Annotated in this window: 13 protein-coding genes and 1 pseudogene; 8 read left to right on the top strand and 6 right to left on the bottom strand. The window is 72.3% G+C overall.

The annotated features are described in order from the left end of the window. Positions 1-378: 378 nt before the first annotated feature. The 4 genes and pseudogenes from QWJ13_RS34065 to QWJ13_RS34045 form a co-directional block, all read right to left on the bottom strand. Positions 379-999, bottom strand: a complete 621-nt coding sequence (locus QWJ13_RS34065) for a hypothetical protein (RefSeq protein ID WP_316529603.1) — start codon at positions 997-999, stop codon at positions 379-381. 3 nt (positions 1000-1002) lie between these two features. Further along, positions 1003-2607 carry a helix-turn-helix transcriptional regulator gene (locus QWJ13_RS34060; RefSeq protein ID WP_316529601.1) on the bottom strand — a complete coding sequence of 535 codons (1605 nt, stop codon included), beginning with the start codon at positions 2605-2607 and terminating at the stop codon, positions 1003-1005. Positions 2608-2773: 166 nt separating this feature from the next. Continuing rightward, positions 2774-3488 (bottom strand): annotated as a pseudogene (locus QWJ13_RS34470) (IS701 family transposase); the annotation flags it as partial. Between the two features lie 146 nt (positions 3489-3634). Continuing rightward, positions 3635-4465, bottom strand: coding sequence for a thioesterase family protein (locus tag QWJ13_RS34045; RefSeq protein ID WP_316529599.1), 831 nt, complete (start codon positions 4463-4465; stop codon positions 3635-3637). 677 nt (positions 4466-5142) lie between these two features. Here QWJ13_RS34045 and QWJ13_RS34040 point away from each other — a divergent pair. Both QWJ13_RS34040 and asnB read left to right on the top strand, forming a co-directional pair. Next, positions 5143-6372 carry an MFS transporter gene (locus QWJ13_RS34040; RefSeq protein WP_316529597.1) on the top strand — a complete coding sequence of 410 codons (1230 nt, stop codon included), beginning with the start codon at positions 5143-5145 and terminating at the stop codon, positions 6370-6372. Positions 6373-6508: 136 nt separating this feature from the next. Beyond that, entirely contained in the window at positions 6509-8359 is a 1851-nt protein-coding gene (gene asnB / locus QWJ13_RS34035) for an asparagine synthase (glutamine-hydrolyzing) (RefSeq protein WP_316529595.1), read from the top strand. 251 nt (positions 8360-8610) lie between these two features. On the opposite strand, the gene QWJ13_RS34030 is transcribed toward asnB, so the two are convergent. Together QWJ13_RS34030 and QWJ13_RS34025 are read right to left on the bottom strand one after the other, a co-directional pair. Then, entirely contained in the window at positions 8611-9156 is a 546-nt protein-coding gene (locus QWJ13_RS34030) for a methylated-DNA--[protein]-cysteine S-methyltransferase (RefSeq protein WP_316529594.1), read from the bottom strand. A gap of 44 nt (positions 9157-9200) precedes the next feature. Then, a complete protein-coding gene (locus QWJ13_RS34025) occupies positions 9201-10709 on the bottom strand; it encodes a DNA-3-methyladenine glycosylase 2 family protein (protein WP_316529592.1) in 1509 nt (502 codons plus the stop codon). 444 nt (positions 10710-11153) lie between these two features. Between QWJ13_RS34025 and dpgA the strand changes: the two genes are divergently transcribed. From dpgA to QWJ13_RS33995, 6 genes are read left to right on the top strand one after another with little or no spacing between them, the layout of a single operon-like run. Further along, complete coding sequence (gene dpgA / locus QWJ13_RS34020) at positions 11154-12260, top strand: 3,5-dihydroxyphenylacetyl-CoA synthase DpgA (protein ID WP_316529589.1); 1107 nt, start codon at positions 11154-11156, stop codon at positions 12258-12260. A gap of 39 nt (positions 12261-12299) precedes the next feature. After that, positions 12300-12983 (top strand): enoyl-CoA-hydratase DpgB, encoded by a 684-nt coding sequence (gene dpgB / locus QWJ13_RS34015; protein WP_316529587.1) that lies wholly within the window; start codon positions 12300-12302, stop codon positions 12981-12983. Further along, positions 12980-14281 carry a (3,5-dihydroxyphenyl)acetyl-CoA 1,2-dioxygenase DpgC gene (gene dpgC, locus QWJ13_RS34010; RefSeq protein WP_316529585.1) on the top strand — a complete coding sequence of 434 codons (1302 nt, stop codon included), beginning with the start codon at positions 12980-12982 and terminating at the stop codon, positions 14279-14281. The genes dpgB and dpgC overlap by 4 nt, the downstream gene beginning before the upstream one ends. A 47-nt stretch (positions 14282-14328) precedes the next feature. Beyond that, positions 14329-14544, top strand: coding sequence for an MbtH family protein (locus QWJ13_RS34005; RefSeq protein ID WP_316529584.1), 216 nt, complete (start codon positions 14329-14331; stop codon positions 14542-14544). After that, positions 14541-16589 carry an ABC transporter ATP-binding protein gene (locus QWJ13_RS34000; protein ID WP_316529583.1) on the top strand — a complete coding sequence of 683 codons (2049 nt, stop codon included), beginning with the start codon at positions 14541-14543 and terminating at the stop codon, positions 16587-16589. The genes QWJ13_RS34005 and QWJ13_RS34000 overlap by 4 nt, the downstream gene beginning before the upstream one ends. Continuing rightward, complete coding sequence (locus tag QWJ13_RS33995) at positions 16589-21505, top strand: non-ribosomal peptide synthetase (protein WP_316529582.1); 4917 nt, start codon at positions 16589-16591, stop codon at positions 21503-21505. Before QWJ13_RS34000 ends, QWJ13_RS33995 begins: the two co-directional genes overlap by 1 nt. Positions 21506-21511 lie beyond the last annotated feature (6 nt).

Genomic DNA, 21511 nt, shown 5'->3' with positions numbered 1-21511 from the left:
CCGGGGCGCAACTCCGGATTGTAAGGAGCGTCGCTCCGCGCCGCCTAGGCCAAAGATGTTTGACGCACTCCGTGCGTCAAACAAGCGCACTCCGTGCGCTGGCCAACTGCGAAGGATGCCAGTCGAGTTGCTGTGAGTTCCGGCGCATTTGCGCCGGGGGCCCTTCGGGCCAAGCGCACTCCGTGCGCCAGCTAACTGGGAGGAGCGGGGTATGGGTCTGACGTTATGTGACCTACTGTCATGTCACTCTCAGTAGGAGATCTGCAGGTAGGTGACTCATTGTATGGTCTAGTCCACTGGCGATGAGATCCCGAAGGGAACCTCCGTCGATTCCCCCATCCGCCTCATGCGAAAACTCCATCACCCCAACCCGAAGTCTCAGGCGCCGAGCCCGATATGGGAAACGTATGTGTAGGCGCCCCAGTCGGAATCGAGGTCCGCGATGATGTCGTCCCAGATGCCTTCGAGGACGTCGAGGTCCCCGGTGATGAGAGCGTCGACGGCGTCGGCCCAGACGTAGCGAACCTGGAGCGAGCGGATGCGCAAATTGTCGCGGCGGCGGGGCTCGTCGACGACGTCCTGGTTGATGGGGTGGATCTCGACCTTGGTTCCGCGGCCCCTGTTGTCGAAGTGGGCTTTGAGGGCCGCGTGATTCTTCAGGACGTTGACGGCGCGCAGGTTCCAGTAGGCGGTGTCGATCGCCTCCAGGTTCGCGGGGCGGGGACGCTGGGTGCCTTTGCTCCAGGCACGGATGGTGGCGGGAGTGACGGTGATGCCGGTGTCGGCGAGCGCTTGAGTACCGCCCTTGTGGGTCATGAGGTAGCGCATGCGGGCGATCAGGCCGCGGCGGGTGCTCGGTGGGGACTTGATGCCGCCTTCGACGATCATGCGTTCCAGGGCGTCTTCGAGGGCCCGGCCGAAGGCGATCTTCCCGTGGACGTTCCCGGGGTCGCGGTCCGCACCGTAACGGCCGAAGTTCTTCCATCCGTCGGTCGACACGGCTCAGGCGCTCCGCTTCCTGTTCGGGGGCAGGGTGTACTGGTCCTTGAGCTTCAACTGGGTGGCGAGGCGGCCTTCTGCGAAGGCACCGCCATCGCGGCCGGGGATCTTCCGCCATTCGCCGCCGGTGAGGTGGAGTTCGTCGGTCCCCCGCAGCCGGACGATCGTCAGGCCCGCCTGGTGGGCGCGGTGGGCCTTGTACCAGAGGTTCGCGAACGCCTGGGAGCGGATGATGTGCATCCAGTCGGGGCGGCGGATGTCGCGGTTGTAGGTGGATTCGCCGATGGTGGAGGCGAACTTGGCGTAGATGGCCTTGACGTACCTCTCGGTGACCGGGTCGCCGTCGTGGATGGCGTTGTCCCGGGCGGTGGTGAGGACGCGGCGGAACTTCTCCAGCAGGCCCTCGCTGGCCCCAGAGGTCCAGGCCTCGGTGATGTGCGGGGCTTCGGCGAGGCCGAGCTTGTGGCAGCGGATCAGCAGGCGCACGGTGGCCTCGTCCAGGAGCACCGGGCCGCTCTCGTGCCGGTTGCCGATCGGGTCGGGCAGGTGCGGGTGCTCCCAGACGGGGCGGGCGGGGAGCAGGTAGACGCCGGAGCGCTTCGGGTCCCAGCCGCCGTCGGGGCGGTGCTGGAGCGCGCCGATCGGCAGGTGGGTCTTCAGCGCCGCGCAGTAGGCGGCGTTGGTGTCCAGGACGTCCACCTGGACCTCGGCGAGGGTGCCGGCCTTCAGCTGGGCCATGAGTGGGGCGTTCTCCCACTTGTGGCGGCCCTCCCAGACCTCGTCCGCGCCGTTGCGGGACTTCTTGGAGAGGAACTCCAGGCGCTCCGGGTAGGCCGTGTGCTCGTACACCGCGCCGACCCGGGTCTTGTCGAAGAGCTCCATGCCGTTCGGGATGGCCTTCTTCTCCAGCGCCGCGCTCGCGGCTTCGGTGTCACCGCTGTGTTCTTCCAGGGCCTGTTCGACGGCCGAGGTGATCATGTCGAGGTAGAAGCCGAGCTCGCGACCGGTGCCGGCGTACTCCGAGCGGAACTCGGCCGTGGGCGCCGGCTGCGGAGCCGGGCGGGGCGCAGTGGCTTGGGGTGGCGTGGCGGCCTGGGCTGCGGGGGCTGTCTGGGGGGTGCACCAGCCGCCGAGGTGGAGGGGGCGGCCGTCGATGCGGTGGGATACCGGGCGGCCGCACTGTTCGCAGGGTGCGGCGGGGTGGGCGGCGGGTTGGCCGTCCGGGGCTCGGTCGTAGTCGGTGTTGGGGATGTCGACGAGGGCCGCGGCGGTGGGCGGTTGCTTGTTGTGTGGGGCTGGGGGCTGTTCGGCTCCGGTGGTCGGCGCCGGTGGTGGGGTGGTGGTGTTCGTGGTGGTGGTGTGGGGGGGCCAGGTGAGGGTTTGGGCGGCGTGGGTGGGGCCGGCGAGGAGGTCGAGTGGGTGCATGCCCCAGTGGGTGGCGAGGGTGTCGACTTCGTCCAGGGACCACGGTTGTGCGCCGGACTGGCGGCGGGACACTTTGTCCTGGGTCAGGCCGACGGCGGCGGCGAGCTCGCGTTGGCTCTCTCCGGTGCGTTGGCGGATCGCGGCGATGGTGAGTCGCAGTGTTTCGAGTGTACTGAGCGTCACTCGGGCACGTTATCAATGGGATATGGGAATTTTCAATCGAACATGGGTGAGGTGTCGGCCCGGAGGCCGGCTGGTGGGTCGGCCCCCGGGCGGGATGGGGCGGTGGCCTTTGGTCGTTCCTCGACTGCCCGACGAGGCGCGGGTCCGGGGCCGGATAGGGCTGGGGTCAGTCGGTGTCGGCGAGTCTCCGGTAGGCGTAGGCGGCGGACATCAGGGTCATGTAGTGGTGCCAGCCCGGGTAGGAGCGGCCTTCGAAGTCCTGGAGGCCGAAGTCCTGTGCCAGTTCGCGTACCGCGTCGCCGGTGCCGGCGTGGCAGTCGACGAGGGCAGGACCGGGAGGTTGCCGGGGACGGCGAGGACGAAGTCGTGGGTGTGCCGTGCCAGGAGGCGTAGCAGGTCTTCGGCTTCGGTGCTGTCGCGGATGTGGTGGATGTCGCCGACGAGTGGGACGGGGCCATGGTGGCGGTTCGTTTGAGTCGGTCGGCCATGTCGACGGCATCGACCCACCTGGGGAGGGGCCTGGCTTCGTGGGGGACGCGGGCGCGTCTGCGGAGGCAGGGTAGTGACCAGTCCCGTGGCAGGTGCAGGCGCCGGTCGACGGGTACGGATTGTGTTCCGTTGGAGAGGAAGAGGCCTATTCCTCCTTGGCAGTTGACGGTTCGGCCGAGGTGGGGGACGAAGCGTCGGTGTACTCCGCAGGAGTGGTCTCCGCGTTTGGGCAGGACGGTGGTGGCGATCGTCCAGGCTTGGAGGCGTAGTCGTGTTTCGGTCCAACGGGCGAGTTCACGGCGGACGGGTTCCCAGTCCCAGGGGCTGGAGTTGACGAATTGTTGGAGTGATTGTGAGGCGGTGGGTGAGTCGGTGACGGCGGCGGTGATTCGACTTCCCCCGCCAACATCTCCTTCCGCGGCCGCGCAAACTGCTGGTCCACTGGCCGAGCCAGCCCGCGCTCCCAGGCGCCCGGCGCCGGCCCCGGCGGTGCCTTCGCGCACCGCCGGGGCCGGCGCCGGTGCGGTGCGCTCAGCGTTCAGCGTTCATCGACCAGCAGGGTCTGCAGTACCAGGCCGCACTCCCCCGCGGTGTCGGCCAGCCACCCGCGGGCCAGGCCCGAGCCGTCGGGGCCGGCCGCCGTGTCCGAGCGCAGGCACAGCCACGGCCCCACCGGGTCGCGGTGCAGCACGAGCGTGACGTCGGTGTTGATCACGAACCGCTTGTGGTGGTCGAGTTCGAAGGCGACGGCCCAGTTGCTGTCCGCCAGGACCAGCGCGCGGGTCAGTGCCGTGTCCTCGCGCCCGGCGATCAGCGGGATGCGCTGACGCGCCCACACCGTGCCGGGCCCCATGACGTCGAAGCCCCCGCCCGGCTGAAAGCGCCACTCCATGGCCGCGATGTAGCCGTCCAGGTGGGCGCCGGCCATGGTGTGCGGCCGCTGCGCGCCGGGCAGCGGCGGGGGCGGGGGCGGCGGGGCGGGGCGCAGCACCGGGGTGTCCGGCGGGCTGGTGGCCAGGCGCCAGGCGCGGGCCAGTAGGACGGTGCGGCCGTCGCTGGTGATCTCGCCTTCGAGGAGTTCGGCGCGCCGGCCCGAGCGCAGGGTCCGTACGCTCACGTGGAGTTCGCCGACGGGTACGGGCCTGGGTAGGTCGACGGTGACGCGGGCGATCCGCAGGCCGGGGCGTGGGTCGTGGTGGTGCAGGGCCCGGCCGAGCAGGGCGCAGGGCGGGCCGGCGTGCTGGGTGTGGGGGCTCCAGGGGCCTGCGGTGGCGGTGGTGGCGGCGAAGCGGTCGGGGCCCAGTTCGCGGTAGAAGGCCTCGGGCAGGGGGGCGGGCGCCGCCGTTGTGGGTGGGTCCTGGTGGTTCACGGGGGCGTTCTCCGTTCGCGGGTGTGGGTGTTCGGGGGCGTCAGTGTGTCCTGTCGGCGGGGGCGGTGTCACCGGGTCGGGGGTGGGGGCCTCGGGGTGGCCGTCAGGTGGAGGGGGCGGGGTTCCGGTTGCTGTGGCCTCGGCCGCGGAACCAGCGGGGGTAGGAGTGGGGTGGTACGCCCATGGTGCGGCTGAAGTGGCGGCGCAGGGTGGCGGCCGTGCGGGGGGGGGATGCCGCTGGAGATTCCCGTGGCGAAAACTGAGGCCATAGATATCGGTATGGCCCATATCGTCGCGGTCCGGACTGTTCCGGGTCAATGCGATTTTGCCGGAGTATCCGCGAAATGTTGCGATACGGGTCGATTCCGGTATCTGACGGGGAGTGGGGAGTTCAGCATGGCATCGGTGTACGGCGGCCTCGGACGGCTATTTCCACTGGCGGCTTGCCCGCGTGTTGGCCGACGTGGCACCTGTTCGGGCGGGTGGGGGGCGCCGGTCGCCCGGTTTGGTGCGCGCCCTGTGACCTGTGGGGTCAACCTGCTTGCGGGGCAGTGGTGTTGAAGTGCGGGGCCGGCCGACGGCCCCTCGTAAGGGTGATGTCGGAAAGCTGCCAGCCTCTGGCCGGTGGACCTGCTGGACTGGCCTGGCACCGAAGGGCCCTTCACAGGATGGAATTGATGGCCTCGACAACTACCGCCACTGCGCAACCCGGCGGGACCGGCCTACCGGTCCGGTCTCCGCTGATCGAGTGGCTCGCCGTGCTATCGGTAGTGCTGGGGATTTTCTCGATCGTCACGACCGAGATCCTGCCGATCGGCCTTCTGACTTCGATCGGTTCCAGCTTCACCATCTCCGACGGGATGGCCGGGCTGATGATGACGATGCCCGGATTCCTGGCGGCAATCTCGGCGCCCGTGGTCACGGTGGCGACGGCGCGCATCGACCGCCGGTTGATGCTGTGCGTCTTCATGGCGCTGCTGGCCCTGGCGAACGGTCTGGCGGCGGTGGCGCCGGAGTACTGGCTGGTTCTGGTCTCGCGTGTGATGGTGGGCATCACCATCGGCGGGTTCTGGTCGATCGGGGCCGGTCTGGCCGACCGTCTGGTGCCGGCGCAGAAGGTCGGCCGGGCCGTCTCGGTGATCTTCTCGGCCGTCCCGCTGGGGTCGGTGCTCGGGGTCCCGGTGGGCACGTTCATCGGCGACGTGGCGGGCTGGCGGATGGCGTTCGTCGTCATGGGCGTGCTGACCGTCGGCGTGCTGGTGATGCTGCTGGTGGTCATGCCGCCGCTGCCGCCGATCGAGACGACCCGGCTGAGCGTGCTGGGCGGGATGTTCCGTAGCGTGAACACCCGCTTCGCGATGCTGCTGACTTTCCTCGTCGTGCTGGCCCACTTCGGGGCGTACACCTATGTGACGCCGTTCCTGGAGCGGGTCACCCACGCGAGTTCCACGCTGATCACCGTCTTCCTGCTGGTCTACGGGGCGGCGGGGATCGCCGGCAACTTCCTCGGCAGCTCGCTGGTGGCCCGGCGCCCGCGCGCCGGCTTCGGCGCCGCGGCCGCCCTGCTCGCCTGCGCCACGCTGCTGCTGCCCGTCCTGGGCGGCTCGAACGTCGGCGCGGTGGCCCTGCTGGTCGTCTGGGGCGTCGCCTACGGGGCGGTGCCCGTGTCGTCCCAGACCTGGTTCTCCAAGGCCGCCCCGCACGCTCCCGAGGCGGCCTCGGTGCTGTTCACCGCCTCCTTCCAGGCGACGATCTCGCTCGGCGCGCTGGTCGGCGGGAGCATCGTGGACCGCGCTTCCCCGTCCACCGTCATGACCCTGGGCGGCATCACGGCCGCCCTGATGGTCGTGGCCGTGGCGGTCCACTTCGTCCGCGGCCTGACCTGGCCGAGCGCGGAGCGCTCCTGAGCGAGCGTCGAGACCCGGTTCTTCCCGATCTTCCCCGAGGCGCCCGGGGTCCCGTTTCGCCGCGGGATCCCGGCGCCCTCGCCGCGGCCGGCGGGCCGCGGCCCGGCGTCACCACCTTACGGAGAGGACAACACGCATGTGCGGCATAGTCGGCTGGGTGGACTTCGAGCGTGACCTGACACTCGAACGCACCACGATGGACGCCATGACCGAGACCATGGCCTGCCGGGGCCCGGACGCCTGCGGTGTCTGGTTCGCCCCCCACGCGGCGATCGGCCACCGCAGGCTTTCCGTCATCGATCTGGAGGGTGGCCGCCAGCCGATGGTCGCGGAGGAGGACGGCCGCCCGCTGGCCGTCCTGACCTTCAGCGGCGAGATCTACAACTACCGGGAGCTGCGCTCCGAGCTCCTCTCCCGCGGCCACCGCTTCCGCACCCGGAGCGACACCGAGGTGGTCCTGCGCGCCTACCTGGAGTGGGGCCAGGGCATGGTCGAGCGGCTCAACGGCATGTTCGCGTTCGGCATCTGGGACATCCGCAGCGAGGAGCTGCTCCTGGTGCGCGACCGCATGGGCGTGAAGCCGCTCTACTACTTCCCCACCGCCGACGGGGTCCTCTTCGGTTCGGAGCCCAAGGTGATCCTGGCCAATCCCGAGATCCCGCGGCGGGTGAACGCCGACGGCCTGCGCGAGATCCTGGACATGGTCAAGACCCCCGAGCACGCCATCTTCACCGGCATGTCCGAGGTCCGCCCCGGACATGTCGTGCGGGTGCGCCGCCAGGGCCTGACCAAGCACCGGTACTGGGCGCTGGAGGCCAAGGAGCACACCGACTCCCTGGACGAGACGATCTCCACCGTGCGCGAGCTGCTGGAGGACATCGTCTCCCGCCAGCTGATCTCCGACGTCCCGCTGTGCAGCCTGCTGTCCGGCGGCCTGGACTCCTCGGCCGTCACCGCGCTGGCCGCCAAGGCCCTCAGGAAGGAGGGCGCCGGCCCGGTGCGCTCCTTCTCCGTCGACTTCGTCGGCGCCGCCGAGAACTTCGTGCCCGACCCCCTGCGCAGCACCCCCGACGCGCCGTTCGTGCGCGACCTCGCCGAACTCGTCAAGGCGGACCACAAGGAGATCCTCCTCGACAGCGACGACCTGAGCGACCCGGCGATCCGCGCCGCCGTCCTGGCCGCCACCGACCTGCCCCCCGTCTGGTACGGGGACATGTGGCCCTCCCTGTACCTGCTCTTCCGCGCCGTGCGCGAGCGCTCCACCGTCGCCCTGTCCGGCGAGTCGGCCGACGAACTCTTCGGCGGCTACAGCTGGTTCCACGACCCGGGGGTCCTCACCGCCGAGACCTTCCCCTGGCTCACCAGCACGCCGGGCCCCTTCTACGACGGCACCCCGCTGTTCGACGGCGGTCTGCTGGGGCGCCTGGACATCCCCGGGCGCCGGCGCCAGAGCTACCACGAGGCGATCGCCGAGGTGCCCGTCCTGCCCGGCCAGGACGGCCTGGAGAAGCGGATGCGCGAGCTCGGCTACCTCAACCTCACCCGCTTCGTGAACACCCTCCTGGACCGCAAGGACCGCATGAGCATGGCCGTGGGCCTGGAGGTGCGCGTCCCGTTCTGCGACCACCGGCTCGTCGAGTACGTCTTCAACACCCCGTGGGCGATGAAGACGTTCGACGGCCGGGAGAAGAGCCTGCTGCGCGCGGCCACCCGCGACGTCCTGCCCCAGTCCATCGTGGAGCGCGTCAAGGCCCCCTATCCGAGCACCCAGGACTCCGGGTACGAGATGAAGCTGCGCGACCGGCTGGCGGAGGTCCTCGCCGACGGTACGGCGCCCATCCTGCCGCTGCTGGACCGCAAGCGCGTCCAGGAGCGCCTGAGCCGCCCCATCGGCTCCGAGAGCACCCAGATCACCCGCATCGACCTGGAGGTCCCGCTCTCGCTCAACGCCTGGCTCCAGTCGTACGGCGTCACCGTGGACCTGTGACCGACCGGGTCTGACGCCCCCGGCCCCTCGCGCACCGCGCACCCCGTGCGCCGGCCCCCGGCCGGCACACGGGCCCCGAGACCGCCCGGCGGCCCTGCCGACACCCCCGGACAGCAGGGCCGCCGGGTTCTTCCACGAGAGGAAAGCGACCGCGGGCCCACGACCCCGGCCCCTCCCCCGCCGGCGCGGCCCGCGCGTGAAACCCGGCCGGCCGGGCGCACCCGCGCCCGGCCGGCCCCGCGAAAGCGCCCTCAGAAGAACGCCGCCTGCTCCCCCCTCGGACCGCCCTGCAGCGCCCGCTCGTGCTCCAGCAGCAGCTGCTTGCGGTGCAGGCCGCCGCCGTAGCCGGTGAGGCTGCCGTCGGACCCGATGACCCGGTGGCAGGGCACGATGACCCCGATCGGGTTCTTCCCGTTGGCGAGCCCGACCGCCCGGGCCCCCGTCGGCCGCCCCAGGTGCACGGCCAGCTCGCCGTACGTCCAGGTCTGCCCGTACGGGATCTCGCACAGCGCCGCCCAGACCAGCTTCTGGAATTCGGTGCCGTGCAGCTTCAACGGCAGGTCGAAGGCGTCGCGCCGGCCGGCGAAGTACTCCTCCAGCTGAAGGGCCGTCTCCGCGAACGGCGCCTGGTCCGGCTCCGGCAGACGGACCCCGAACGTGGACTCCTCCGGCCGGTGCCGCTGGCCCTCCATGCACAGGCCCACGAGTTCACTCCCCTCGGCCACCAGGGTCAGCGGGCCGTACGGGCTGTCGACGACGACATGGGTGCGCGGCAGGGGCACGGCGCGCGTGGTCATGGTTCACCTGGATCGGTAGCAGGGACGGACAGAGGACTGGGGGTTCACCGCGGTGAGCGCGCGTCGCGGCCCAGGGGGGCGACGACGTCGGCGGTCGGCATCAGGTTGATCGGATGGTCGCCGGTGGCCCACAGGTGCTGCACCGCGTAGGCGCGCCAGGGCCGCCACCGCGCGGCGCAGCCGGTCAGCGCGGACGGGGTGGTGGGCAGGCCCAGGCCGGCGGCGGCGAGTTTGATCCCGAGGTCGGTGGGGGTGAAGGCGTCCGGGTCCCCCAGGGCGCGCATGGCGATCATCTCCACCGTCCACGGCCCGACGCCCGGCAGGGCGGCCAGTTGCTCGCGGGCCTGCTGCCAGTCGCTGCCGACGTCCAGGTCGATCGAGCCGTCGGCCAGGGCCGTGGCGAGGACGAGGAAGGCCTCCCGGCGTTTTTGCGGGAAGGCCAGGGTGGCCGGGGCCGCCTGGGCCAGGGCGGCGGGGGTGGGGAAGAGGTGGGTGAGGCCGCCGTCGGGGTCGGTGACCTCCTCTCCGTGGGCGGCCACCAGGCGGGCCGTGTGGGTGCGCGCGGCGGCGGTGGAGACCTGCTGGCCGAGCATCGTGCGGATCGCGAACTCCGCGCCGTCCACGGTCTGCGGGACCCGGCGTCCGGGGTTCTTGCGGACCATCGGCGCGAGCAGTGGGTCCTCGCCGAGCAGTTCGTCGATCGCGGTGGGGTCGGCGTCCAGGTCCAGCAGCCGGCGGCAGCGGTTGATCGCCGTGGTCAGGTCCCGCATGTCGGAGAGGTTGAGCCGGCAGTCGATGAAGGGCCCGCCGGTGGGGCGCAGTTCGGCGATGCCGTGTCCGTGTGGCAGGCGCAGGGTGCGCCGGTAGGCGCCGGAGCGCCATTCCTCCACGCCGGGGACGGAGGTGGCCACGAGGTGTCCGAACAGGTTGTCCGGGCACAGGGGGGCGCGGAAGGGCAGGCGCAGTGACATCGTCCCGGCGATGCTCTCGGGGCGGCTGCGGCGGCGCAGTTCGGTCGGGGAGAGTCCGAAGACTTCGCGCACGGTGTCGTTGAAGGAGCGGACGGAGGAGAAGCCGGCGGCGAAGGCGATGTCGGACATCGGCATGGCGCTGGTCTCGATCAGCAGCCGGGCGGCCTGGGCGCGTTGGGCGCGGGCGAGGGCGATGGGGCCGGCGCCGAGTTCGGCGCCGAGCTGGCGTTCGATCTGCCGGGTGCTGTAGCCGAGGCGGGCGGCCAGGCCGGACACGCCGTCGCGGTCGACGACGCCGTCGCGGATCAGTCGCATCGCCCGTGCCACCAGGTCGGCGCGTTCGTTCCAGGCCGGGGAGCCGGGTGCGGCGTCGGGGCGGCAGCGTTTGCAGGCTCTGAAGCCCGCTTGCTGGGCGGCTGCCGAGCTGGGGTAGAAGTTCATGTTCTGCGGCTTGGGCGGCACCACCGGGCAGCTGGGCCGGCAGTAGATCTTCGTCGTCAGGACGGCGGTGAAGAACCAGCCGTCGAATCGGGCGTCCTTGGACTGCACCGCCCGGATACACCGCTCCCTGTCTCCATGCACCGTGACAGGATGGCAAGTTTCCTGACGCTTTGGCTGGCAGGTTTGCGACATGACCCTTGCGCGGTCGTCGTGGGCGTGCCGCGGGGGCGCTTGGCGCGGGTGGTGGTGGTGTCTGCCGTGCTGGTGGGCGCCTTCGGCGGCTGGTGACGGTGTGTAGTGGGGCGGGGGCTGTCAGCGGTTGACAGGCTCCGGGGTTGGGGCGCGTACTGGAACGAGGAGAAAGAGCAGACAGGGCCCTGTGTTCCGGGTATCCGTTCGAGGATCCGTTGCCGTGGCAGGGCGTGCCGGGATGGCTGGTTCCTTCGCGTTGCGCTCCGGGCGGTGGCTTCGTCGTGCGTGCCCGGGGGCCGGGTTCGAAGGGGCCGCCATGAGGTCGTCGTCGTTGTCGGGTTCGGCTGGTGTTCGGAGGTGGGAGGAGGGCGTCGGAACGGAGTGTGATGCGCCATGACCGCGGTGGTGGACCGGGCTCCGCGCATTGTGGGGGTGGGTACGGCGGTGCCGCCGGAGCACTATTCCCAGGAGGAGCTGCTGGACCTGTTCGGGATCACGGACCGCAAGGTGCGCTCGGTGTTCCTGCTGGGGTCGATCGAGCAGCGCTCGCTGGTGCTGCCTCCGGTGGGGCCGGACGGGGGGCGGGTGCGGGAGAGCCAGGGCGATCTGCTGGAGAAGCACAAGACGTGGGCGGTGAGCCTGGGGGCGGACGCGCTGGCGTTGTGCCTCAAGCGGATCGGGGCGGGCCTCTCGGAGGTGGCGTACCTGTGCTGTGTGACGTCGACCGGGTTCCTCACGCCGGGTCTGAGCGCGCTGCTGATCCGTGAGCTGGGGCTGGACTGGCACACGGCGCGTTCCGACATCGTGGGGATGGGCTGCAATGCCGGGCTCAACGCGCTGGACGTGGTGCGCAACTGGGCGGCGGCCCATCCGGGGCGCCTGGCGGTGCTGGTGTGCTCGGAGGCCTGTTCGGCGGCGTACACGATGGACTCCACGATGCGCACGGCCGTGGTCAACAGCCTCTTCGGGGACGGCGCGGCGGCGGTGGCGGTCCTGGCCGACGGGGAGGACGGGGAGGACGGGCGGGGCGAGGAGGAGGGGTCGGGGCGCCACCTGGAGGGGCCGCGGATCCTGAAGACCGCCAGTGTCACCGTCGTCGAGGCGATCGACGCGATGCGCTACGACTGGGATCGCGACCAGGGGAGGTTCAGCTTCTTCCTGGATCCGCAGATCCCGTACCTGGTGGGCGCGCACGTGGAGGGTGTGATCGACCGGCTGCTGGCGGGCACGCGGGTGCGCCGTGACGACGTGGCGCACTGGCTGGTGCATTCCGGCGGCAAGAAGGTGATCGACGCGGTCGCGGTGAACCTGGGGCTGACCCGGCACGACCTGCGGCACACGATCACGGTGCTGCGGGACTTCGGCAACGTCTCCAGCGGCTCGTTCCTCTTCTCCTACGACCGGCTGTTGCGGGAGGGGGTGGTGCGCCCGGGCGACTACGGGGTGCTCATGACCATGGGGCCGGGTTCGACGATCGAGTCCGCGCTCATCCAGTGGTGACCCAGCGCAAGGCAGACTGCGATGGCAAGGGAGACCGCCATGCCCGTCAACGCCCTTCCCCCGGGCCCCGTGCTGCACGTGGACGGCCGCCGGGAGATCTCGGCCGAGCTGACCGGCGCGGTGGCCGGCCTGTGCGACGAGGCGGAGTCCACCGGGGCCGACTTCGCGACCCTGTACGTGTCCGGCGCGCCGAGCGGCGAGGCGGTGGCGAAGGTCGCCGACGTGGCCGCCGTCACCAAGTGGGAGCGGGTGGTGCGGCGCTTCGAGCGGCTGCGGCTGCCCACGCTGGCGGCGGCGAGCGGGGAGTGCGGCGGGGTGGCACTGGACCTGCTGCTGGCCTGCGACGTGCGCATCGTGGCGCCGGACGTGCGGCTGCTGCTGGCCTTCCACGGGCAGGGCACCTGGCCGGGCATGGCGGGTTTCCGGCTGGTCCAGCAGCTCGGGCTGGCCTCGGCGCGCCGGGCGGTGCTCTTCGGGGTGCCGATCACGGCCGGTGAGGCCCTTCAGCGGTGCCTGGTGGACCGGGTGAGCGAGGACCCCGGGCGCAGCCTGGCCGCGGCGGTGCGGCTGTTGCGCCGGTTGTCGGGTCCGGAGCTGGCGATCCGCCGCCAGCTGGCGTTCGACGCCCAGTGGATGAGTTTCGAGGATGCGCTGGGTCCGCATCTGGCGGCCTGTGATCGAACGCTTCGCCGGGGTGGGGCGGCGCAGGGGGTGACGGCGTGAGCGCGTCGGACGGGCGGGCGCCGGGCGCCTTGCGGGAGGCCGTCGGGGGCGGTTTGGAGCGGGCGGGGCGGCTGCTGGCGCCGCTGCCCGAGCCGGGGCCGTGGACGGGTGGGCAGCGGGCTGTGGCGGAGCGGGAGTTGGAGGTGGCCCGGGCGCAGCGCACCGCTTTTCTGGACGGTTGTGCGGAGGAGTTGTACGGGCGGCTGACCGAGGGTTTCACGCGGCGTCCGCGGTTGGAGGAGCTGGTGGCGGGGGTGGGGGCGGTGGTGCCGGGTCTGGTGCCCACGGCGGAGCAGTTGCGGGTGGAGCGGGCGCTGCCGGTGGAGCAGCGGCTGGGGTACGAGGTGGATGTGGGGGTGTTCCTGCGCGGTGTGCTGCGTTGTCCGGTGGCGGGGCGGCATCTGATGGATTCGATGCTGTGGCCTACCGAGCGGGCGTTGGGGTTGTTGGAGGGGTTTGGGGCGACGGGTGTGGTGCGGATGGAGAGCACGGTGCTGGAGCGTCGTGACGGGGTGGCTCGGATCACGATGTGTGCGGCGGACCGGTTGAACGCTGAGGACGAGCAGCAGGTCGACGACATGGAGACGGCGGTCGATCTGGCGTTGTTGGACGAGGGGTGTGGGATCGGGCTGATCCGGGGCGGGGAGATGACGCATCCGCGGTATGCGGGGCGGCGGGTGTTCAGTGCCGGGATCAATCTGAAGCGTCTGCACGCGGGTGAGATCACGTTGGTGGGGTTCCTGTTGCGGCGTGAGCTGGGGTATCTGCGCAAGCTGCTGGTGGGGTTGCGCACGGATGAGCCGTCGTGGCGCTATCCGTTGACGGACATGCCGTGGGTGGCGGCGGTGGACGCGTTCGCGATCGGTGGGGGGATGCAGCTGCTGCTCGCGGTGGACCATGTGCTCGCCGCCTCGGACGCGTACGTGAGTCTGCCGGCGGCGCAGGAGGGGATCGTTCCGGGGGCGGCGGACTTTCGGCTGCCGGCGGTGACCGGTGTCCGGTTGGCCCGGCAGATCATTCTGGGCGGGCGGCGGGTGCGGGCGGCTGAGCCGGAGGCGCGGGCGCTCGTCGACGAGGTCGTCGAGCCCGGTGAGTTGGACGGGGCTGTCGAGCGGGCGCTGGTGCTGCTGCGGGCGGAGGCCGTGACGGCCAACCGGCGGATGGTGAACCTCGCGTTGGAGCCGGTGGACGGGCTGCGGGTGTATCTGGCGGAGTTCGCTGTCCAGCAGGCGCTGCGTATCCACGCCGCGGATGTGCTCGGCAAGGCGGGCCGTTTCGCGGCGCGACCACCGGTGTGACGGTCCCTGCCTTTTTCGGCTCTTTTCCAGGACTAGGAGACCCCGAGATGACCAGTCCCTTCGACGACCCGGATGCCGTGTACTTCGTGCTGGTCAACGCGTTGGGCCAGTACTCGCTGTGGCCGGCGTTCGCGCAGGTGCCGCCCGGGTGGCGGGTCGTGTTCGGCCGGGGTTCGCGTCGGGAGTGCCTGGCGTACGTCGACCGTGTCTGGACCGATCAGCGGCCGCGGGTCGTGGACGGCAGGGAGGTCGCCGCGTCATGATGGCCGGCCCGGGGCCGCTGATCACGGTGCACGGCGGTAGTGGCACGGAGGCGCCGGGGCGGGGGCAGGTGCGGCCCGGTACCGTGCGGCGGATCCTGCCGTACCTGCGGCCGTACCGCGTTCTGATCGCGGTGCTGTTGAGTCTGACGGTGCTGGACGCGGTGATCACGGTCTCGACGCCGTTGCTGTTCAAGGTGTTGATCGATCACGGGATCGTGCCGCGGGAGCGGGGTGTGGTGGCGGGGGCGGCCGGTGCGGTGGCGGGGTTGGCGCTGGTGCAGGCGTTGGTGGGGTTCTGGGTGAGCCGTAGTTCGGCGCGGGTCGGTGAGGGGTTGATCTACGACCTGCGGACCGAGGTGTTCGCGCATGTGCAGCGTCAGCCGCTGGCGTTCTTCACCCGTACCCAGACCGGGTCGCTGGTGAGCCGGCTGAACACGGATGTGATGGAGGCGCAGCAGGCGGTGACGCTGCTGTTGTCCAATGCGCTGTCGAGTGTGGTGGTGCTGGGGCTGGTGTTGGCGACGATCTTCTACCTGTCGTGGGTGGTGGGGTTGGTGGTGCTGGTGACGGTGCCGTTCTTCGTGTTGCCGGGGCGGGTGGTGGGGCGGCGGTTGCAGCGCAATCTGCGTACGTCGATGCAGTTGGACGCGGAGCTGGGTTCGTTGATGCAGGAGCGTTTCAATGTGGCGGGGGCGTTGCTGGTCAAGTTGTACGGGCGGCCGGGGGGTGAGAGTTGGCGTTTCACGGAGCGGGCGGGGCGGGTGCGGGATGTGCGGGTGGTGACCGCGGTGTACGCGCGGATGCTGCTGGTGTCGGTGACGTTGTTGGCGTCGTTGGCGACGGCGGTGGTGTACGGGGTGGGGGGTGAGCTGGTGGTGGGTGGGGCGATCCAGATCGGTTCGCTGGTGGCGTTGGCGACGTTGTTGGCGCGGTTGTTCGGTCCGATCAACCAGTTGTCGAATTTGCAGTCGAACTATCTGACGGCCCTGGTCTCCTTCGACCGATTGTTCGAGGTGTTGGATCTGAAGCCGCTGATCGTGGAGCGGGCCGATGCCCTCGTGCTGCCGGCGGCGGGCGCGGGGCGGGCGCCGGAGGTGGAGTTCGAGGACGTCTCCTTCCGCTATCCGGCGGCCTGCGAGGTCTCGCTGGCCTCGCTGGAGACGCTGTCGCTGCCGGGGCCGGAGCACTCCGGTGGGGCCCTGGCGCTGCGCGGGGTGAGCTTCAGGGCACCGGCGGGCCGGCTGACCGCGCTGGTGGGGCCCTCGGGGGCGGGCAAGACCACGGTCAGCCAGCTGGTGGCGCGCCTGTACGAGGCGAGTGAGGGCACGGTGCGCATCGGCGGCCACGACGTGCGGGACCTGTCGCTGGACTCGCTGCGCGAGAACGTCGGGATGGTGACCCAGGAGGCGCACATGTTCCACGACACGATCCGCGCCAACCTGCTGTACGCCAGGCCGCAGGCGTGTGAGGCGGAGCTGGTGGAGGCGTGTGAGGCGGCGCAGGTCTGGGACGTGGTGCGGGCGCTGCCCGACGGGCTGGACACCGTGATGGGCGAGCGCGGCTACCGCTTCTCCGGCGGTGAGAAGCAGCGTCTGTCGATCGCCCGGCTGCTGCTCAAGCGGCCGTCGGTGGTGGTGCTGGACGAGGCGACGGCGCACCTGGACTCGGAGTCCGAGGCGGCGTTGCAAAAGGCCTTGTGGACGGCGCTGGCCGGGCGTACCGCGCTGGTGATCGCGCACCGGCTGTCCACGATCCGCGAGGCGGACCAGATCCTGGTGCTCAAGGACGGGCGGGTGGTGGAGCGCGGGCGCCACGCCGACCTCGTCGAGGCGGGCGGCCTGTACGCGGAGCTGTACCGCACCCAGTTCGCCCGCCCGCCCGCGCCGTACCCGGACACCGCCGGGCAGGACCCGCGGTCCTCGGGGCAGGGGCCGGCGAACGGGTACGGGCAGCTGCCCCCGCTGCCGCCCGGCGGAGGACCACCGCGCCGGCTGCAGCCGCCCGACGCGGCGCCGGGCCCCGGCCGAAGCGAACGGAGAGCATGATGAGCCAGTTGACGGTCGAGGACGTGTGGCCGCTGTCCCCGCTGCAGGAGGGGCTGCTGTTCCACGCCTCGTACGACCAGGACGCGCCCCGGGACGTGTACGTGGGCCAGCGCGTCCTCAACCTCGACGGGCAGCTGCGGCCCGAGGTGCTGCGGGCGTCCTGGCAGGCGCTGCTGGAGCGGCACGCGAGCCTGCGGGCCGGCTTCAGGACCCGTGCGGCCGGCGACACCGTCCAGGTGATCGCCAAGGGCGTGCGGGTGCCGTGGACGTACGCCGACCTCGGTGACCTGGACGAGCGGGAGGCCGAGGCCGAGGCCGGGCGTCTGGCCGCGATCGACGCGCGGCGCTTCGACCTCGGGGTGCCGCCGCTGCTGCGGGTGCTGCTGCTGCGGGCCGGGCCCGGGCGCCACCGGATGGTGGTGACGATGCACCACATCCTGATGGACGGCTGGTCGCTGCCGATCGTCTTCGGCGAACTGTGGGCCCTGTACGAGAACGGCGCCGACCCCTCGGTGCTCCCGCCGGTGCCGCCCTACCGCGACTACCTGGCGTGGCTGGTGCGTCGGGACAAGGACGCGGCGCGCCGGGCCTGGCGGGAGGTGCTGGCCGGAACCGAGGGGCCGACCCTGGTGGGCCCCGGCGACCGCGGCGGGCCGCCGGTGATGCTGCGGCACGCGATCGACCGGATCGGCGACGACCTCGCCGAGCGGCTGCGGGAGACCGCCCGCTCGGCCGGGGTCACCCTCAACCGGGTCTTCCAGGTCGCCTGGGCGCTGCTGGTCGGCAAGCTGTCCGGCCGCCTGGACACCGTCTTCGGGGCGACGGTCTCCGGGCGCCCGGCCGAGGTGGCGCAGGCGGACCGGATGGTCGGGCTGTTCATCAACACCGTGCCGGTGCGGGTGCCGCTGGAGGCGTCCCGGCCGTTTTGCGAGGCGATGGTGGCGTTGCAGGACCAGCAGGGCGCCCTGCTGGACCACCAGCAGCTGAGCCTGCCCGAGATCCAGCGGGCCGGCGGTCCCGGCGCCGTGTTCGACACCCTGATGGTGTTCCAGAACTACCCGCGCGGCCCGATGACCGCCCCCACACCCCGCCCCGACCGCCCCTCGGAGCCCGGCGCGGCCCCGCCGCGCGGCGAGGGCCTGGGCGGCACCGCGCTGCGCAGCGGGGAGCAGGCCGGCGGGCCGCTGCCGTCGGCGGCGGACGCCGACGGGGAGCCGGCCGCACCGGCCCGGATGGCGGGGGCACCGGGGGCGCCGCCCTCCCCCGAGCTGCGGGGCCCCGCCGGGCTGCGGGTCTCCGCCGGCGGCGGCGAGGAGGCCGCCCACTACCCGCTGACCGTCGTCGTCACCCCCACCGACGACATCGAGATCCGCCTGGACTACCGGCCCGACCTGTTCGACGAGCACACCGCCCGCACCCTGGTCGACCGGCTGCTCCTGGTGCTGCGCCAGGTCGCCGACGACCCCAACGTGCCGCTGGGCCGCCTCGACGTGCGCACCGGCGACGAGCGCGAGGACCTGGGCGGCTCCCGCGACGGGACGCGCCGCGAGCTGCCCGGCGCCACCCTCGCCGAACTCCTGCGGCGGCAGGCGCGCCGCACCCCCCAGGCGGTGGCCGTGGTCGCCGGCGACACCGAGCTGACCTACGCCGAACTCGACCGGCGCTCCGATGGCCTGGCCCGCCGCCTGGCCGCACGCGGCGCCGGCCCCGAGACCCTGGTCGCGGTGGTCGCCGAACGCTCGCCCGAACTGGTCACCGCCCTGCTCGCCGTGGTGAAGGCCGGCGCCGCGTACCTGCCGATGGACGGCACCCACCCCGCCGCCCGGCTCGCCGCCGTGGCCGCGCAGGCCGGCGCGGCCCTCGTCCTGGTCGACGGGCCGAACGCCCGCCGCGGCCTTGCCGACGACGCGCTGTTCGCCCCCGCCGAGGTGCTGCGCCTGGAGGCGGACCGCGGCCCTGGGGACGAGGACGCCTTCGAGCCGGTCCCGGTGCGCCCCGAGAACCTCATGTACGTCATCTACACCTCGGGCTCCACCGGCGCCCCCAAGGGCGTCGCGGTCACCTACGGCAGCGTCCTCGCGTTCTGCCTCGACGCCTGCTGGCACGCCGAGACCCTGGAGCGGGTGCTGGTGCAGGCCAACCACGCCTTCGACGCCTCCACCTACGAGATCTGGACGACCCTGCTGCACGGCGGGCGCCTGGTGCTCGCACCCCCCGGGGACCTCGACACCGTGGAGCGCGGCCGCCTGATCGCCGCCCAGAAGGTGACCAGCGTCCACGCCACGGCCGGGCACTTCCGGGTCCTCGCCGAAGGCGCCCCGCACATCTTCGCCGGGGTCCGCGAGGTCTCCACCGGCGGCGACGTCGTCTCCGCCAACGCCGTGCGCACCCTGCTGCGCTCCCACCCCGGCCTGGTGGTGCGCACCACCTACGGCCCCACCGAGTCCACCGCGTTCGCCACCCAGCTGCCCTTCACCGACCCCGACGCCGTCCCCGACGCGGTGCCGCTGGGCCGCCCGATGGACAACACCCGGCTCCTCGTCCTGGACGCCTTCCTCAAGCCCGTGCCCGTCGGCATGACCGGCGAGCTCTACCTCGCCGGGGCGGGCCTGGCCCGCGGCTACCTCGGGCACGCCGCCCTGACCGCCGAGCGCTTCGTCGCCTGCCCCTACCCCGCCCGGGGCGAAGGCGAGGGCGCCCGGATGTACCGCACCGGCGACCTGGCCCAGTGGACCCGCGACGGGCAGCTGCTCTTCCTGGGCCGCGCCGACCAGCAGCTCAAGATCCGCGGCTTCCGCATCGAACCCGCCGAGATCGAAGCCGTCCTCGCCGCCCACCCCGACGTCGCCCAGGCCCTCGTCGTCGCGATCGAGGACGAGGGCGGCCACAAGCGCCTGGCCGGATACGTCGTACCCGCCGAGGTCGAGCACTCCCCGGACCCGCGGGCCCTGGAGGAGTACCTCGCCGGGAGGCTGCCCGACTACATGGTCCCGGCCTCGGTGACCGTCCTGGACGCCCTGCCGGTGACGGCCAACGGCAAGGTCGACCGCGCCGCCCTGCCCCGGCCCGTCTTCTCCGGCAAGAGCGCCACCCGCGCGGCCGCCACCGACACCGAGGAGGTGCTGTGCCGGCTCTTCGCCGAGGTGCTGAACCTGGAGAAGGCGGGCGTGGAGGACTCCTTCTTCGCCCTCGGCGGCGACTCGATCACCTCGATGCTGCTCGCCGGACGGGCCCGCAAGGCCGGCCTGGCCCTCACCCCGCGCCAGATCTTCGAACTGCGCACACCCGCCGAACTCGCCCGGGTCGCCGAGAAGGTCGACACCGAGCAGGAGGAGCGCGGCCGGGACGTCCCCTGGGGCCCGGCCCCGCTGACCCCGGTGATGCACGAGACCGCCGAGCGCACCGGCTCGGCCGCCCACGCGGGCAGCCAGTCGATGCTGCTGAGCGCCCCCGCCGGCCTGAGCGCCGACGCGCTGGCCGCCGTCCTCCAGGCCGTCATCGACCGCCACGACGTCCTGCGCGCCCGGCTCGACCAGGACGGCGACGGGCCCGAGCAGCTGGTGATCCCCGAACCCCACTCCCCTGCGGCCCTCGCCGCCGCCGACCTGGTCACCCGCATGGAGGCCGCCGGCCTCGACGAGGCCCGGCTGACCGCCCAGATCGACGCCCAGGCCGCCGCCTCCCGGGACGCCCTCGATGCCCGCGGCGCGGCGATGCTGCGCGCCGTGCTCTTCGACCGCGGCCCCGACGCCGACGCCCTCGTCCTGCTCACCGCCCACCACCTGGTCATCGACGGCGTCTCCTGGCGGATCCTGATGCCCGACCTGGCCCACGCCCACACCGCCCTGATGACCGGCGGCGCCGACGCCGCGCGCACCGCCGTCCCCGCCGAGGCCACCTCCTTCCGCGGCTGGGCGAACGCCCTGGCGCGGCGGGCCAGGGCGCAGCAGACGGTGGACGAGCTGCCCGCCTGGCGGCGGGTGCTGGAGCGTGTGGAGCCGCCGCTGGCCGGACGGGCGCTGGACCGGGAGCGCGACACCGTGGCGGGCGGTGTGTCCCGCGCGGAGCTGACCGTCGCGGCGCCGGCCGCGCAGGCGCTGCTGGGGGCGCTGCCCGCCGCGTTCCACGCGGGTGTCGACGACGTGCTGCTGGCAGGGCTGGCGGCGGCGCTCCAGGAGTGGCTGCGCGAGCGGGGCCGGCCGGCCCGGGAGGGCCTGGTGGTCGACCTGGAGGCGCACGGCCGGGAGCCGCTGTCGGCGGACATGGACCTGACGCGCACCCTGGGCTGGTTCACGGCCGTCCATCCGGTGCGGCTGGAGACCGGGGCCATCGACACCGCCGAGGTCCGGGCGGGCGGGGCGGACGCGGCGCGGCTGATCAAGCAGGTCAAGGAGCAGCTGCGGCAGGCGCCGGGCGACGGTCTGGGCTACGGGCTGCTGCGGTATCTGAACCCGGCCACGCGGGCGGTGCTGGAGCCGCTGGCGGCGGCGCAGGTCGGGTTCAACTACCTTGGCCGGTTCGGCGGTTCGGGACCCGGCCCGGATACGGGTGCGGGCGCGGGCGCGGCGGGTGCGCAGCCGTGGTCGCCGGCGGTGGGGCACGCGGTGCCCGACGGCGGTGTGGACGCGTCGGCGGCGCTGCGGCACGTGCTGGAGATCAACGGCTCGGCGCGGGACCTGCCGGGCGGGGCCGAGCTGTCCTTCGTCCTGGAGTCGCCGAGCGCCCTGCTGGACGAGGCGGAACTCGGCGACCTCGCGGCGCGCTGGCGGGCCGTGCTGGAGGGCCTGGCGCGGCACGCCGGCGAGGGCGGCGGGCACACCCCCTCGGACTTCTCGCTGATCTCGCTGGGCCAGGAGGACATCGACGAGTTCGAGTCCGCGTTCGGCGGAGACGACGAGAACGAGAGCGGTGGGTGACCGGCC

Source organism: Kitasatospora brasiliensis (genome assembly GCF_032654805.1).
GTDB classification, from domain to species: Bacteria; Actinomycetota; Actinomycetes; order Streptomycetales; family Streptomycetaceae; genus Kitasatospora; species Kitasatospora brasiliensis.
This window is presented reverse-complemented; position numbering and strand designations above follow the sequence as displayed.